The 16,735-nt window shown below is 44.4% G+C and carries 13 protein-coding genes; 7 read left to right on the top strand and 6 right to left on the bottom strand.

The window, feature by feature from the left end; translation table 11 throughout:
- Nucleotides 1-260: 260 nt before the first annotated feature.
- The 3 genes from A5867_RS15960 (at nt 261) to A5867_RS15950 (ending at nt 3,036) form a co-directional block, all read left to right on the top strand.
- Nucleotides 261-830 carry a TetR/AcrR family transcriptional regulator gene (locus A5867_RS15960; protein ID WP_010749120.1) on the top strand — a complete coding sequence of 190 codons (570 nt, stop codon included), beginning with the start codon at nt 261-263 and terminating at the stop codon, nt 828-830.
- Between the two features lie 33 nt (nt 831-863).
- A complete protein-coding gene (locus A5867_RS15955) occupies nt 864-1,403 on the top strand; it encodes a flavodoxin domain-containing protein (protein ID WP_087628029.1) in 540 nt (179 codons plus the stop codon).
- 322 nt (nt 1,404-1,725) lie between these two features.
- Complete coding sequence (locus A5867_RS15950; RefSeq protein ID WP_087628028.1) at nt 1,726-3,036, top strand: family 20 glycosylhydrolase; 1,311 nt, start codon at nt 1,726-1,728, stop codon at nt 3,034-3,036.
- A 226-nt stretch (nt 3,037-3,262) separates the two neighbouring features.
- Here the strand turns inward: A5867_RS15950 and A5867_RS15945 are convergent, their stop codons facing one another.
- Nucleotides 3,263-4,123 (bottom strand): MurR/RpiR family transcriptional regulator, encoded by an 861-nt coding sequence (locus tag A5867_RS15945; RefSeq protein ID WP_005228070.1) that lies wholly within the window; start codon nt 4,121-4,123, stop codon nt 3,263-3,265.
- 216 nt (nt 4,124-4,339) lie between these two features.
- On the opposite strand from A5867_RS15945, the gene rpsO reads away from it, so the two are divergent.
- The 4 genes from rpsO to celB all read left to right on the top strand — a co-directional run bounded on the left by rpsO (nt 4,340) and on the right by celB (nt 10,063).
- Nucleotides 4,340-4,609, top strand: a complete 270-nt coding sequence (rpsO, locus tag A5867_RS15940; protein ID WP_005228072.1) for a 30S ribosomal protein S15 — start codon at nt 4,340-4,342, stop codon at nt 4,607-4,609.
- 382 nt (nt 4,610-4,991) lie between these two features.
- On the top strand, nt 4,992-7,109 hold the full coding sequence (gene pnp, locus A5867_RS15935; protein WP_005231801.1) for a polyribonucleotide nucleotidyltransferase: 2,118 nt from the start codon (nt 4,992-4,994) through the stop codon (nt 7,107-7,109).
- Between the two features lie 210 nt (nt 7,110-7,319).
- Entirely contained in the window at nt 7,320-8,720 is a 1,401-nt protein-coding gene (locus A5867_RS15930; RefSeq protein WP_087628027.1) for a glycoside hydrolase family 1 protein, read from the top strand.
- Between the two features lie 2 nt (nt 8,721-8,722).
- Nucleotides 8,723-10,063, top strand: coding sequence for a PTS cellobiose transporter subunit IIC (gene celB / locus A5867_RS15925; RefSeq protein ID WP_087628026.1), 1,341 nt, complete (start codon nt 8,723-8,725; stop codon nt 10,061-10,063).
- Between the two features lie 81 nt (nt 10,064-10,144).
- Here the strand turns inward: celB and A5867_RS15920 are convergent, their stop codons facing one another.
- The 5 genes from A5867_RS15920 to mvk all read right to left on the bottom strand — a co-directional run bounded on the left by A5867_RS15920 (nt 10,145) and on the right by mvk (nt 16,440).
- Nucleotides 10,145-12,067 (bottom strand): heavy metal translocating P-type ATPase, encoded by a 1,923-nt coding sequence (locus A5867_RS15920; RefSeq protein WP_087628025.1) that lies wholly within the window; start codon nt 12,065-12,067, stop codon nt 10,145-10,147.
- Nucleotides 12,068-12,360: 293 nt separating this feature from the next.
- Nucleotides 12,361-13,401, bottom strand: coding sequence for a type 2 isopentenyl-diphosphate Delta-isomerase (fni, locus tag A5867_RS15915; protein WP_087628024.1), 1,041 nt, complete (start codon nt 13,399-13,401; stop codon nt 12,361-12,363).
- Nucleotides 13,398-14,480, bottom strand: coding sequence for a phosphomevalonate kinase (locus tag A5867_RS15910; RefSeq protein ID WP_005228086.1), 1,083 nt, complete (start codon nt 14,478-14,480; stop codon nt 13,398-13,400). The genes fni and A5867_RS15910 overlap by 4 nt, the downstream gene beginning before the upstream one ends.
- Nucleotides 14,481-14,516: 36 nt before the next feature.
- Nucleotides 14,517-15,515: a diphosphomevalonate decarboxylase gene (mvaD, locus tag A5867_RS15905; protein ID WP_060791519.1), complete on the bottom strand. Its 999-nt coding sequence runs from the start codon at nt 15,513-15,515 to the stop codon at nt 14,517-14,519.
- A complete protein-coding gene (gene mvk / locus A5867_RS15900; protein WP_015510390.1) occupies nt 15,508-16,440 on the bottom strand; it encodes a mevalonate kinase in 933 nt (310 codons plus the stop codon). The genes mvaD and mvk overlap by 8 nt, the downstream gene beginning before the upstream one ends.
- Nucleotides 16,441-16,735: the final 295 nt, after the last annotated feature.

The following is a 16,735-nucleotide window of genomic DNA, read 5'->3' as shown; positions in this document are numbered from 1 at the left end:
CCATACGTATTATCTACGGTACAGCCTTTTTCTGTGGGCTGTACCTTTTTTATGCGGATAAAAGAGCCAGCAATCATTGGAAAGTAACGGAAGATTTACACCTTATGAACGATGATTTGTGAGAAAGCGACAGCTCTTTATTCAATAGAAAGAGCGAGGGATAGCATCTTGGATCCAATTGACTTCGAAGGAACTAAATAATATAATAGATTTATATAAAGGGTTTATATAACGCAACTTGTGCTTAAGGAGGGCAATGAATGCCGAAACAACGAATAACAAAGGAAATGGTGGTTGATGCCGCCTTTGAGATTGCTCGAAAAGGCGGTATGGAGCACGTGATCGTCAAGAACATTGCCGAGAAGTTAGGCTGTTCAGTCCAGCCCATTTATAGTTACTGCACCAATATGGAGGGCCTGCGAACAGAGGTAGAGCAGAAAGCACGGCAATTTTTACAAGCGTATCTAGAAGCCCATAGCGACCCCCAGGATCTGTTTCGCAGTACCGGACACGCGTATTTGCAATTGGCGAAAGAAGAACCCCATATTTTGAGTATTTTTGTCTTACAAAAAAGAGCGAATGTTTCGTCATTAGAAGATCTGTATCAGTTGGAGACGAATCCTCAAGTAGCCCAAAGGATTGCCGCCGATTTGACTATCAGTATAGAAACCGCCAAACAGCTACACATGCATATGCTCATTTACACGATCGGAATCGGTACGATTTTCTCAGTAACGACACCTGGTATTCCACTAGATGAAATCTATGCACAACAGGAAAAAGCGTACGAAACGTTTTTAGAACAAGCAATAGCTGGCACAAAACCATAAGGTGCAGTCCTAACTGCAGAGAGGAGTTCCCCCATGAAAAACGGCATTATTGTTTATCAATCGAAATACGGCGCTGTCAAAAAGTATGTCCACTGGCTTCAAGATGCAACAGGTTTTTCCAGCCTAGAAACCCCAAAAGCGAAAATAGCTGAAGTAATGGATTATGACACAATTATCTTCTGTGGGGGAATCTATGCATCGGGTATTGCTGGACTGTCCTTTTTAAAAAAGAATACCAACCAGCTAAAAGACAAAGAGATACTTATCTTTTGTGCGGGAGCCTCTGCTCCTGAAGAAGATGTTGTGAAAAAACTCAGAGAACAGAATCTCACGGGTCCGCTAAAAGACATCCCCCTTTTTTACGGCAGAGGACAATGGCAGGAAAGCAAAATGAATTTCTTTGATCGAAACTTAGTGAAAATGTTAAGAAAAGCTGCGGCTAAGAAAGCGCCTCACACCTATGATCCGCAGATGAAGGCGCTCATGGAAGCCAACGGCCAAGATTGTGATTGGACGGATAAAAAGTACTTGGGTCCGTTGGTGGATTATTTGGAGCAGGGACTGTTTCAATAGTAAAGGCCAATTGCAGCTCAGCTGATTTTTCTTTTGTAGTAGTGTAGGGGAGAGAATCATCATTGGGAAGCTGGCTCTTTTTCCCATTCACATCCTTCCAGAAAAGTTATAACGAATTGATCGACAACTACATGAGAATTGTTGGCTTTACTGGGATGATCGTTTGAATAGGCAATTAACCAACATACACAGGACCGGCTTTTCTGATTAGTACTTATTAAGAAATCTCTCAAAATGAAAACGTTCTTATAATCAGGTGTTATGATAGAAAGGAACCTTCGTAAAAGGGAACAAATTATTAATTGTACTGGGAGAAACGAAGATGAATGAAGCACACAATGAATTCGTAGATTATAAAAAAGCAACCGCTCTTTTTGCAACAATGGGCTGGCAAATGCCAGACCACCAACCCCAAATCGTTCTCAGGCCATCACTTGATGCAGATTTCCGTTTTGAAAAGCAACGGATTATTGTCTCAACTCCTGAGAAGGTCTATCCTGCTACAACGAAATACTGGCGAGATTTCTTTACTGATCAGTTGCGGGAAGGTTCTTATACGGCGGCTATCCCCGAACGTTGCTTAATGATCGATATTGGTCGCAAATTTTACTCCTTGATGGATTTAAAAGCTGTCGTTCGTAGTATGGCTTGTTTCCAGTTTACCCATCTACAGCTACACTTTTCCGAAAATGAAGGATTTCGCATTGAATCAGAGCAATTTCCAGAAATCGTTTCGGAGGAGTATTTGACCAAACAAGAGATCCGTGAATTGATCGCATATGCCCACGAACATCGCATTGCCATCATTCCGGACTTTGATTCTCCCGGTCATTTGCGGCAAGTGTTGGCTCAAAAGCCCGAGTGGCAATTACCGACAGCCGATGGTACGCGTGATGATCGAGCACTGAACATTTTGGATTCAGAAGCGGTAGCTTTTATTCAGGAAGTTTATCGGGAATATGCGCAACTGTTTGAAGAAAGCACCTATTTTCATATTGGTGCCGATGAGTTTATTGATTTTGATCATTTAGAAAACTTTCCGCAAATGATCGAAGCAGCCCGCGAGCGCTATGGGGAAAAAGCTAGCGGAATCGAAGTCTTTATTGATTACGTCAATGAGCTGGCGGCCTTTGTTGAAAGTCTCGGCTTTGTTGTGCGGGTCTGGAATGATGGGTTTTACCGCTTGAATCGCCAAGAGCAGACAACGTTGACAGAGAATTGCCAAATCTCCTATTGGACCCGTTGGAACCAGAATATGGCGCCGGCAGATGTCTTTTTTGAAAAAGGCTATACCATGATCAATCACAATGATAATTTTTTCTATTATGTCTTAGGAGAAGCGGCAGGCTATACTTATCCAACCTACGAAAAAATCAGCAATGAATTCCAGTTGACGACGTTTGCCAATGGACAACAAGTTGCACAGGAACAGCTTGCCCAAACACAGGCGATCGCTTTATCCGTCTGGGCGGATGTACCTGAGGCTCAGACTAGTCGTGAAGTGATCCAAGCGATTTTTTGGCTCCAAGCGGCCATCGCACAAAAGGTGTATCAAGAAAAAGACCGCCCAAAAGCTGCGTATCAAAAACTATTTGATTCGTGGGTAGTCTCGTATTTGGAGGAGGGGCAATGAGGAAAGTAGTCGCGAGCAAGGAGAAAACAGGAGCGGATTTTATCTAGCGAGACAGAGTAAGAATGAATGCAACGTCCAGTTCATTCTACAACGGGGATCATTGCTTAGCATAAAAAATAGAGGCTGATGACATTCAGCCTCTTGTCTTTGATTGGTAAAAAACGTTTCATCAATGGGTAGAGTCATCGCTTTAATAAAGAGTAGGAGGCTATAGCTCCCTAACATTTTACAAATACTTCTCACGAAAATCAGCGATGGCTTGGCGTGACGCGTAGATATTGCGTGCCAGCTTTTCATTTTTACTTAAAAAGACATAGAAAAGGACATCGACCGCTAATAGGTGGGCGATGATTGAATTGGTAGCGGCACTCCGCTGGTTGGCTTCTTTGGAACGGGACACTTGCAGGGGAACATCCGCCAACTTCGTCAACGGATTGCTACCAAAGCGGGTGAGTGACAGGATCGGAACGCCAAGATTTTTAGCGATTTCGGCTAAGTGAACCATCTCAGGCGTGTGTCCACTGTTGGAAATGACCCAGACCAGACTTTTTTTCTCGTTTTTGACAAGTTGCGGCAACAAGAGATTGTAGTCATTTTCAAACACGACGATCTTGCCTAAACGAGTCCATTTTTGTTGGATATCTTGTGCGATCAATGAGGAAGCACCGATTCCGCAGACAAAAATGCGTTCACGAGTCGCGATCAGTTCAGCGGCAGCCAACATCAGCTGTTCTTCTAATAATTGGGCCGTCTCATTCATGGTCACCTGGGCATTGTGGCTCAATTTTGAGGTGATGGCATGAAAGGGCTCGTTTAATTCAACATCGGCATAGCCTAAATGCTCATTGGCATTGTGGCGCAAGCCGGATTCGGCAGATAATTGTATTTTTAAATCTGTCAAACTAGCAAAGCCGGTTTTTTTCGCAAAACGTACAACGGTTGGTGCACTGATCCCAGTGGCTTCTGCTAATTGACTCGCAGTCATCGACGGCACTTTTTCAGGATTGGCCTCCATGAATGCGAAGAGTTTCTTCTCAGAAAGCGATAATTCATTTTTCATGCTCTCGATTCGGGAAAGAACGCTCATCCTTACACTTCCTTTAGATAGAGTAGTATCCTAAGTATAACATAAGTTTTGGAGGAGCTTTCAAAAGAAACGAAAAGAATAGGTAGATAAACTTGCTTTTTTACTTAGAATCAAGTAAAGTAATTACGTGTGAAAAGCACAGTACCTGTTACTTGGTTTAACGAATCACCAACGTTTTACTCAGTCGCAGGGGAAAAAGAAAAAGAGGTGAAAAACATGGCAATTTCAAAAGAACGCAAAAACGAAATCATCAACAAATTTGCACGTCATGAAGGAGATACTGGTTCTCCAGAAGTTCAAATCGCTGTTTTAACAGAAGAAATCAACCATTTGAACGAACATGCACGTATGCACAAAAAAGACCACCATTCATACCGTGGGTTGATGAAAAAAGTTGGACATCGTCGTAACTTATTAGCTTACCTACGTCAAAAAGACGTACAACGTTACCGCGAATTAATCCAAGCTTTAGGATTACGTCGTTAATCAAACAAAGAAAAGTGAGGTTCAACCCGAATCTCACTTTTTTGCTATGAATCACTGCGACTGGGCGGCGCAAGCCGCACAGAGCAGATGATGAAACCTACTAGGCGAGAGCAACGAGGGTAGTAACCAAGCAGCGGAATCACTGCGACTGCATTGTCGGCTAAAACAGCTGATGCAGTCTGACAGGTAAGCTCGAGCCATCTAAAAAGTGAAACACCGAAATAGCGGCCTTTTGACTGGTGAATCAAAAAGCGCAGCCAAAAAGAATTTTGGGTCCTTGTAAGCAGCATCCTACTAACCAAATGAAAGCAGCGGAACGACATTCCGATTTTTTCATTTGTTTAGTAGTGACTTGCTGGGATCCGATGAAAAGGAGCAGAACATGACAGAAAAACAAGTATTCAAAACAACTTGGGGCGGCCGCCCATTAGAAGTAGAAGTTGGCCAATTAGCCAAGCAAGCAAACGGAGCTGTATTGGTTCGTTATGGCGACACGGTTGTCCTAAGTGCAGCGGTTGCATCTAAGGAAGCAAAAGATACCGACTTTTTCCCATTAACGATCAATTACGAAGAAAAAATGTATGCCGTAGGGAAAGTACCTGGTGGCTTTATCAAACGCGAAGGACGTCCAAGTACGGAAGCAACCTTGACTGCCCGCTTGATCGACCGTCCGATCCGTCCAATGTTTGCGGAAGGCTTCCGTAACGAAGTACAAGTTACAAACATCGTAATGAGTGTTGAACAAGATTGTACGCCAGCAATGGCGGCAATGTTAGGTTCTTCTTTAGCGTTATCTATTTCAGATATCCCGTTTGACGGACCGATCGCTGGTGTCGATGTCGGTCGGGTCAATGGCGAATACGTCTTGAATCCAACAGTAGAACAAGCAGAACAAACCGATATCGAATTGACAGTAGCTGGAACGAAAAAAGCCATCAACATGGTTGAATCAGGAGCGAAAGAAGTTTCTGAAGAAGACATGTTAGGTGCGTTATTATTCGGTTTTGATGCTATCAAAGAATTGGTTGCCTTCCAAGAAGAAGTTGTCGCAGCTGTGGGCAAACCAAAAATGGAAGTCAAATTGTTACAAGTAGATGCTGACTTGAAAAAAGAAATTTTCGACGGCTACTACCAAACAATGAAAACTGCTGTTATGACGGAAGAAAAATTGGCTCGTGAAGACGAGATCGATAAAGTCAAAGACACAGTGAAAGAAGTATATGCAGAAAAATTTGCTGGACATGAAGAGGAAGCACAATTCTTGAAAGAAGTGAAACAAATCGCAGAAGATCTTGAAAAAGATGTGGTTCGCGAATTGATCACCATCGACAAGATTCGTCCGGATGGCCGTCAATTAGACGAAATCCGTCCATTGGCATCAGAAGTTGGCTTATTGCCACGTGTTCATGGTTCTGGTCTATTTACTCGGGGACAAACCCAAGCCTTGTCTGCTTGTACGTTAGCACCTTTAGGTGAACACCAAATCATTGATGGATTAGGGGTTGAAGAATCAAAACGATTCATCCACCATTACAACTTCCCTCAATTTTCTGTTGGTTCGACTGGTCGTGCTGGCTCACCAGGACGTCGTGAAATCGGTCATGGTGCATTAGGCGAACGTGCCTTAGCACAAGTGATTCCTGATGAAACAGACTTCCCTTACACAATCCGTCTAGTTGCAGAAGTATTAGAATCAAATGGTTCTTCTTCTCAAGCAAGTATTTGTGCAGGAACCTTAGCATTGATGGATGCAGGGGTGCCAATCAAAGCACCAGTTGCAGGTATCGCAATGGGACTTGTATCTGATGGTGAAAACTACACGATCTTAACGGATATCCAAGGCTTAGAAGATCACCTTGGCGATATGGACTTTAAAGTTGCTGGAACCAAAGATGGGATCACTGCGTTACAAATGGATATCAAGATCCAAGGAATCACTGAACAAATCTTGACAGAAGCATTAGATCAAGCGAAAAAAGCGCGGATGGAAATCTTAAATGAATTGACATCAACATTGGCTGCTCCTCGTGAAGAGTTAAGCCAATACGCACCGAAGATCGAAATGATCCAAATCGATCCTGCGAAGATCAAAGATGTAATCGGTAAAGGCGGCGACACCATCAATGGCATCATTGATGAAACTGGCGTGAAAATCGATATCGATCAAGACGGAAAAGTTTCGATTGCTTCTGCTGATGCAGAAATGATCCAAAAAGCCATCAAGATCATTGAAGAATTGACGAAAGAAGTAAAAGTTGGCGAAGTGTACCTTGGTAAAGTTGTCCGTATTGAAAAATTCGGTGCGTTTGTCAACTTGATCAAAGGCAAAGACGGCTTAGTTCATATTTCACAACTTGCGAACGAACGGGTCAACAAAGTGGAAGACGTTGTCAAAGAAGGCGACGAAATCTTAGTGAAGGTTACAGAAATCGACAAACAAGGTCGTGTGAACCTTTCAAGAAAAGCACTATTGAACGAAGACAAAGCAGAGAAAAAATAAGCTGCTACTTCTAAATCATAAGCAAAGTCTAGGAAACTGGACTTTGCTTTTTTTGTGTCTAAGTAGCAGCTCTTCAAGAGGGTCTTACTTGACAGGAGTTATTTTTTGCGTTACCGCGAAAAATAAGAGATAATTCAGAATATTGTCTTTGCCATGCAAGCAATAATTCTAAGATGTCAAACGCATCTTATTTAGGATAAGGAGTACGATATGAAACAAACATTTCCAACCGATTTTTTGTGGGGAGCATCGATTTCCGCGCACCAAACCGAAGGGGCGTATCAAACCGACGGTAAGGGGCTGAGTGTCCAAGATACTCGTCCAAGAGACAACCATGAGATCGCAGATTTTACAGTGGCTGTCGACCATTACCACAAGTACAAAGAGGATATCGCCTTGTTAGCAGAAATGGGGATCAAAATTTTCCGCTTTTCGATCGCTTGGGCGCGAATTTTTCCAGAAGGGCGCGGTACCGTCAATCAAAAAGGATTGGATCATTACAGCGATGTCATTGATGAATTGCTAAAACACGGAATTCAGCCCTTTGTGACGTTGAACCATTTTGACTTGCCGCAAGCATTGGAAGACGAAGGCGGCTGGACAAAACGCAGCACTGTTGAGGCATTTGCCGCATATGCCAAAACGCTGTTTACAGCCTATGGGGATCGAGTGACGCACTGGCTGACGATCAATGAACCAAATATCATGCTGCTGGTGGATCAAAAAATATTAGGGAAAAAAATTCCATTATCAGAAAAATACCAGCAATTTCATCACCTGATGATCGCTGAAAAATATGCCTTCGAAGCGTGTCATGAAATCGTTCCAAATGGCAAAATCGGACCGGTGCCGAATATTTCGTTGGTCTATGCGGCGACTAGTCGACCAGAAGACAACCAAGCAGCGTTGTACTTCAACAGTGTCCGGAACTGGGCTTACCTTGATTTTGCCTGCTTCGGTCGTTACAACACGGTCTTTCAAGATTATTTGAACCAAAACGGGCTCACGATTGACTTTGGGCCTGAGGATGAGGCGTTGATGAAACGGGCTTTGCCTGACTTTGTCGCGATGAACTTCTACACCACGGTGACAGTGGAGCAGCCGACGGAAGCTGGGGACATGAAAAACGGCATCAGCGATCAGCAAAGTGAAGACATTATGGAACGTGGTTTTTACAAAGGGTTCACCAATACGTTCTTGAAGAAAAATGCCTTCAATTGGACCATCGATCCCTTGGGACTGAAAACGACGTTGCAGACTCTTTATGATCGTTACCACTTGCCGATCATCATTACCGAAAACGGCTTAGGGGCAGAAGATCATCTAGAAGCAGATGGCACGGTTCATGATCCCTACCGTATCGATTATTTGTCGCAGCATATCAGCCAATGCTTAGCCGCGATCAATGCTGGGGTGGATCTGATCGGATACAGTCCGTGGTCTGCCATTGATTTGATCAGTGTACATGAGGGGATTCGAAAACGGTATGGTTTTATTTACGTGGATCGCAATGATGCACAGGAAAAAGAACAAAAACGAGTGAGAAAAGACAGGTTTTATTGGTATCAAAAGCTGATTGAAGAAGGGGCGATCCCTTCGTTGGAGGAGTAACGATGACAAGTGTTTTTACCTTTTTAGAAACGCGTTTGATGCCGCCTTTGAATAAGTTGGCGAATTTACGCTTTATTCGCGCAATCATGCAAGCAGGGATCATTACGGTCCCTTTTACGATCGTCGGATCGATCTTTTTGATCATCAATAATTTACCGCAGATCATTCCACCACTGGCTGGCTTTTTCGAACAAACGATTTTACGATTTTCACCGCTCTATAGTGTCGTGACCACGATGTCTGTCGGCTCGATTGCTGTTTTTTATTGTTTAGCAACAGGGTATTATTTAACTGAGTTTTATCATAAAGAAGATCATTTGACTATGAGCAGTTTTGTAGGGGCGTTATTAAGTTTGTTTGCCTTTTTAATGACGATCATTCAAGTCGACATTACCGATGGGGCAGCTCAATTGCTGCAGTCAGAAAGCGAAACTGCCATTGTTTACAATGGGATCGCCATAGGCGGTTGGATCACACGCTTTAGCGGGGTAGGCATCTTTATTGGGATCATCACCGCAGTGCTTGCTACGTCGGTCTATCGTTTTTGTGTAAGAAGAAAGATCACCATCCAGATGCCTGAAGGAGTTCCTGATGGAGTCAGCAAGGCATTTGCGTCATTGATCCCAGCGATTTTGATCGCCTTTTTGATGGTGGCGATCAATGGAGTACTGGCGGTTTTCCACACGGATCTTCACGGATTGCTGTCCAAACCATTTGAATTCGTGAAAGAGTTGACGGGTTCTTGGTTAGGAATCATCGTGATTATGCTCCTTATCCATCTCTTATGGGCAGTGGGGGTTCATGGGACGGCTGTTATTAAAAATAGTTTCATCAATCCCATCCTTTTGGTGGCTCTAACGGAAAATATCGATGGTGCCAATAATATTTTTGCTGGGGATTTCGTGAACATGTATATTTTTATGGGCGGCGCAGGAAGTACGCTTGGATTGGTTTTATTGATGCTGTTTGTGGCAAAATCACAACAGCTCAAAGTCTTAGGAAAAGCAGCGATCTTACCAGGACTTTTTAATATCAATGAACCAGTGATCTTCGGGGCACCGATCGTCTACAATCCGTATTTGATCATCCCCTTTATCATGACCCCTTTGATCAACGTCACGATTGCTTACTTTGCTAGCTCATTTGGCTTTGTCGATAAAGTCATTACTGGCATTCCCTGGATCTCGCCAGTCGGAATTGGGGCGTTTTTAGGAACCGGTGGTGATTTCCGAGCCATCCTGATCGCTTTGATCAACTTAGGGGTTTCCATTCTCTGCTATTATCCATTCTTTAAGATGTACGATGGCAAACTCTACACGGAACAACTTGCCAATCACGCATAAATAGGAAAAAACAGCAAAACGCCCGTTGATGGACTTCTAGTGAAGTGCCAACAACGGGCGTTTTTCTAATGCAAGTAGTGATCACGTATGCAAAGACTGTTGATACAAGACGCAATCATCACAATCTTTGCGAGTTGGTTTGGCTTGATGGGGTGTTTCTTTGTGTAATGGCAAAAGCATACGCAACCCGTTTAAGATAACTAAGATCGTGCTTCCTTCATGACCCACGACCCCTAGAGGCAGCGTGAGAAATTCAAGGAAGTTTGAAGCAATCAGCAACAAGATGACACTGATAGAAAAGACGATGTTTTGTTTGATGATCCGCTGTAATTTTTTAGCCAAACGGTGACTGTCGACCAAGCGCAGCAAATCATTTTTCATCAAGACGATGTCCGCCACATCCATTGCGACGTCGGTTCCTTCGCCCATCGCGATCCCCACACTTGCGGTCGCTAAGGCGGGGGCATCATTGATCCCATCACCGACCATCGCATTGATTTTGTAGGTTTCTTTCATTTCTTTGATCCGAGTGGTTTTCTCATCAGGCAGGCAATCACTTTCGTAGTCAGACAAGCCGATTTCTGCTGCGATCACTTTAGCAGTACCTAAATGATCACCCGTCAGCATCGTCGTGTGAATCCCCTGCTCATTGAAGTAGGCAAGACTCTCGCGAGCTTCAGGACGGGGCTGATCCAATAGCGCTAAATACCCTGCTAAAACACGGTCACGATTGATATAAATCAAGGTTTTTCCAGCTGCTTTCAATTCGTGGATGCGAGTTTGCTCATTGTCAGCAACAGAGGTTAAATCGACTTCTTTTCCAATCGTCCAATGGGCAGCTTGGTAAGTGGCGGCTAGACCGACCCCCGCTTGTTCTTCCACGGCTAATTCCAATGGCTTTTCATCGTGAAAATACGCCAAGATCGCTTCAGCCAATGGGTGATTTGATTGTTTTTCCATCCCGACGATCAGTTGGGGAATAAAGGGTTCATCCAGCAACAGTTGGACATCAGTGACAGCAGGTTTGCCACGAGTCAGCGTTCCGGTTTTGTCAAAAGCGATCGCTTTGACATTGGCAAAGGCATCTAAGGCTTGTCCGCCTTTGCATAAAACGCCTAAACGAGCAGCGTGAGAAATGGCTGCTAAGGTCGCAGGAGTAGCAGAGGCGACTAAAGCACAAGGAGATGCCACCACCAGTAAGACCATGCCGCGATAAAAGCTTTCTTGGAACCCCCAATTCGTGAAAAACGTACACAAAACGATCATTAGCGGGACGGCGATCAAGACGATCGGCACATAGATCCGTTCGATTTTCTCTATCAGGGTCGCCGTTTGACTTGGCATTTGCTGTGCTTCTTCCACCAATTGAATGATTTTTGCAAAGCGAGTGTTTTCACTCGTTTGAGTAACTTCAATGTACAATGGCTGTCCGAGGTTGATGGTTCCCCCAAAGACTTCACTGCCTAAACGTTTCTCGACAGGAATGGATTCGCCACTGATGGCCGCCTCATCAACGCTGCTGCTTCCTTGGATCACGATACCATCGATTGGGATCGCACTGCCTTTTGCCACCATAATCGTATCTTTTAACTGAAGGGCTTCCACTGGTACTTCGACGAGCTCGCCACTTTCAATCATTTTTAAGGCAGTCGTTGGTTGCAGTGCCATTAATGAACTGATTTCTCGCGTACTTTTGTTGGTCGTATATTCCTCAAGGGCACCGCTCAAACAAAAGATAAAGGTCAACATCGCCCCTTCAAACCAATGACCAATGATACAGGCACCAATGGCGGCTAATGCCATCAATAGATCGACGTTCAACCGTTTGTCGTGCACCAATTCTTGCGTGCCTTCCCAGGTTTGTTTCCAACCACCAGCAAGAATCGCTAACAGATAAGGGACAAAGCTGTAAGGAATGGAAAAAGATGCCATAAGAAAGCCAGTTGCCATCAATAGCAAACAAGCGATCGTTGAAAAAACAGCCGACGATTCTGATTTACTCATAAGAAACGCCTCCTTTTGAATGTAGTCTAGGAATGAAAAACCGATCCTTTTCTCAAGAAACAAGCGATTGTTCCTCCCTCAACTTGAGCATAGCACATTCGAAAACAAGATGGTAAAAAAACAACGTACCTGATAATGAAAGTGATTATCAAGTAGCGATTAAATAACATTACTATCCAAATGATAAATGGAAACTTACTATTATAGAAAAAAGAACACAAAAAAAGCAGTACAATAAAAAACGAATTGTACTGCTTTTACTTATTTGATGTGGTAGTCAGCGATTGGATTGCTTAACGCAAACTATACTTTGCTAAGGAAATCTGACGTGCTTCACACCACTCTTTGACAGCACCAGAAAAAATCAGCTGAACCTTGGTAAGGTCTTTGGTGCTTGTCTGTCCTGCCATTGTGTAGAGCAGCTGCAGCTGTTCCTTCCATGATTGTAAGGTGGCGATGGTTTCTTCTTTGCCTTTTGACAAAAGCAGCACGAGGATCGTGGCGGATAGTCCTACGCTATCGGCACCAAGGCAAAGTGCTTTGAAGATATCGTAAGCATCCCGAACTCCGCCTGAAGCGATGCGGGTAAAGGGCTGTTGGATCTCATTTGCTTCCAGCAAGGAAATCACTGTGGATTGACCAAAGGTGTCTAAATACGCCAATTCACGTTTTTTTCGACGAGCATTTTCGATTTGAGTAAAACTTGTGCCGCCGCTGCCAGCAACATCAATCGTTTGTACGCCGATCGCCAGTAACTGCTGGATCGTTTCACGGGACATCCCAAAGCCGACCTCTTTGACGACAACAGGAACGGCAACAGAAGCCATCGTTTTTTCCAATAAGGACAGCCATTGGCTAAATTGACGATCGCCTTCTGGCATCACTAATTCTTGCGGTGCATTCAGATGGATCTGCAAGGCATCGGCACCAAAGAGCTCCACTGCCCGCTGTGCATTTTCAACGGGACTGCCCGCGCCAATATTGGCTAATAAGAAGCCGTCAGGATTGGTTTTACGGACGATACGAAAAGAATCGGCGACACTTGGGTCTTTTAAGGCAGCCGAAACGGAGCCGGTTGCCATCATCAACTCACAGGCTTGTGCGATCTCTGCTAACTCTTGATTGATTTTTAAGGTTTTTTCACTGCCGCCGGTCATGGCATTGATGAAAAAAGGGCTGGAAAATGAGCGGTCAAAGACAGTCGTCGCAATTGACACATCAGCCACGTCAATTTGTGGAAACGACTGGTGAACCAAGCGAACTGCATCAAAATCGTTGCTGTGTTCTTTATGGAACGCTTTTGCTAAGGAAACATGTTCATCTTTTCGATTCATGATAGGTCCTCCCGGTAATGGTAAACATGCAGCGGCAATGGGGTGATCTCGGCTTTTTCCCACGCACTCATCAATGGTAAAATACCGGTTTTTTGGTCAACGATCACGATACCGCAATCGCCGCCGCCGGCACCGGAAGATTTGGCTGCACCACAATAATTTTCTGCTAGATCACAAAGCTTTTTAAGTGCTGGAGTTTCAATCGGCACACCAGTCAGTGCGGACAACTCCCGCAGGAGCTTTCGATTTTCCGTGATCATTTTTTTGATCGTGCGACTGTCTTCATTTAAGAAGCCGTCGATCAATCGATTGACGCAGTCTTTGCTGGCTGCTAAAAAGGCCGCATAGGCGTTTTCTTTTTCTTCTTTGGATTGATAGACTTGATCCACTAAATCAGAGGTGGAGGCAGGAGAGCCTGTCCAGCCAATCAATAGTCGAAGAGATTTCGGAACCGTCAAGGGACGGATCGATAATCCTGGCCAATCGAAAGCGATCAATTCTGTTAAGGTATGGTCTTTTTGTTTGGCTAAGACCCAGTCGTGATCGAAGGTTGAAAAAGCGATCCAGCCGCCATAACAAGAGGCCGCAATATCACCGCACGACCCATTGCCTTGAACAGCGAGATGGGCAAGAGCCGCAATTTTGAATTGGGTCAACCGATCCATGTCCATTTGATAGTACAGATTCAATGCTTTGACCGTGGCAACAGTCACGGCACCGCTGGAACCGAGGCCATATTTGCGACCATTCGAGTTATCCAGTTCACTGGTCACTTTTAAATCGTAAAAGGAAAGGGGGATGCCTTTTTCTTGGGCATATTTTTCCGTCAGACGAATGGCTGCCAAAATATAGTGGAACGGGTTATCTCGGTGGTCTAAGACTAATTCGCCTTTACGACGCGTCCAGCGAATCGGCAGGTCGCTGTATTGGGCAGACTGGATGCTGCCGTTTTTACGGGCCTCTTCAACAGTGACCGTGATAAATTGGTCAACGGCAACGATGATTGCAGGATGACCAGGTTCGACAACGGCGTATTCACCAGCAATAAATAGTTTTCCAGGAACGGATAGTTCAATCATTTCGACACTCCTAATCGATGGCTTCTTAATGGCTTCTTAGTTGATAGGGGAAGATTCTTCCACCGGTAAAAAGGCTAATCCTTTGCCCGCATGAGCAGTTACTAATTGTTCTGAGGCAAAGTGAGCACTTAATTCACGTAAAATCGTTTGTTCTTCTTGTTTTTGGCATAAAACTTTGACATTGGGACCAGCATCCATCGTGAAATAGCAAGCCAATCCTTTTTTTCGCAGCATTCGGACACATTCCATAGCTCGTAAAGATTCAGAAGACCAATAAGTAAAAGGTGGTTCGGCGGCTAAGGTCGTTCCATGCATTTTCAAGGCGTTGGCCTCGGTCGTTTCACCTAAAGCAGTAAAGTCTTTTTCGGCAATCGCTTGTTTCATTTTCACGAGATCGCTCGCAGTGGCAGAAAGCCAGCCTGGATAAAAGCTCGAGGTTTCAACGGTTCGGCGCATCCCCTCACGACTGGAGACTTCTTTGGCTTGTGCGTTGATCAAGATAAAGATCATACTCAATTCTTCTTCCCAGCCATTCGACGGCACTTGGGTGGCAAAAGAAGTCTCATCGGTACCTTGATGCCATTCAGCAAAGCCACCGTAGATACTCCGACAAGCCGAACCAGAACCGCGACGGGCCAAACGGGATAGCTCTTGCTCCGACAAGTTTAAGTCCAGTGCTTCACTACAGGCACCCGCCAATGCCGCTAATCCGCTGGCAGAAGAGGCAAGTCCAGCAGCGGTTGGGACGAAGTTTTGACTTTCCACCGTGGCATACCACGGGCAGTCCGCTTTTTTTCGTACCAGATCCAAAAAGTCCGCAACTTTTTTGGTGGCAGCGTCTGTTTGCACCACACCATCCAATGTAAAGCGATCTTGCGTAAAATCGGGTGAAAAAGCCACCGTTGTTTCTGTGTAAAAAGCATCGAGGGTCAGGGACAAACTATTGTTCATCGGTAAAATGAAGGTTTCGTCTTGTTTTCCCCAATACTTGATCAATGCGATATTCGTGTAGGCACGAGCCTTTCCCTTATACATGTTCATAAACTCCTAATCCTTGTATCCATGCCGCACGAGCGCCATCGGACAATAAAATACGGCTGATATTCTCAGCCTGTTCCTTCGTTTTGGTTAGTGCAATCATACAGCCGCCTCGGCCCCCGCCGGTCAGCTTCGCCCCATAAGCCCCGTGTGCCAATGCTGAGGAAACCAACTGATCCAGTTGCTGATTGCTGACCCCTAACTGCTGCAGTGCCTGATGGGCATTGTTCATGCTTTCGCCTAATATTTCTAATTGATTGGCTATAATTGCCTCTTTGGCTCTTTTGGTTTCGATCCCTAAACGCTGGATCGCTTGACTGGCCAGCTGCTTGCTGGTTTCAAAAAGATGGGCGACACTTTTGACAGCTTCTCTCGTTTGCCCTTTGATGCCAGTATCAGCGACGAGCAGATAACCGTCGATCGTGAGGGGAAACGAAGTGATGGGATGCCCTTTGATAAAGTAAATGGCATCCGTCCCACTGGCTGCCGCAGCATCGATCCCGCTAGGATTGCCGTGAGCGATTTTTTCAGAAAAGTTGACATAGGTCATCAATTCTTCTTTTGTAAAATCTTTTTTGATCCAATCAAAAAAAGCGCGAGTCAATGCAACAGCGACCGCCGCGCTAGAACCCATTCCCCGTTCAGAAGGGATGGTGCTGACGATGGAGGTTGCAAAAGGACCCGTGTGGAAATCTTGTTGCAGACGATGCAGCAAGTCTTTGACATTTTTTAAGTGGCTGGGGACTTCTTCAAGCAGACCGTGATAGTAACTTGAAATCAAGGTGTTTGTTTCATTTGCTGTGATCTCGACTTGTACTTTTGCTCCCGCAAAAGGGAAAGCAATTGCTGGTTCACCGTAAACAACTGAATGTTCACCCATTAAGATGATTTTTCCTGTAGCTATGCCAGTACCAATTGACATTATTTTCCTCATTTCTCTAGGGAGCTTACCCCACATGATTCATTTATCGTTTGTCAGTCAATTGTAACTATCTCCTGACAAAAACACAATTTAATTAAAGATCCTTTCCTATTTTACTAGAAGAAGGCTCTTTCGTTAAGCATTCCGTATGAGATTTCAAAAAAAAGCAAAAATCTTTAAACTTTTATTGAAAAACTTCTTGATCTGTGCTTTAAAAGTTTCAGTTGACGGCACAAGATATAGTATTGTATAGTTGATATCGCAAGTGCAACATACAATATTTAGTGATGAGTGA

This window comes from Enterococcus sp. 6D12_DIV0197, from assembly GCF_002174385.1.
GTDB lineage: Bacteria > Bacillota > Bacilli > Lactobacillales > Enterococcaceae > Enterococcus_D > Enterococcus_D casseliflavus.
Note: the sequence above shows the minus strand (reverse complement) of the source record. Positions and strands in the feature narration are given on the sequence as shown.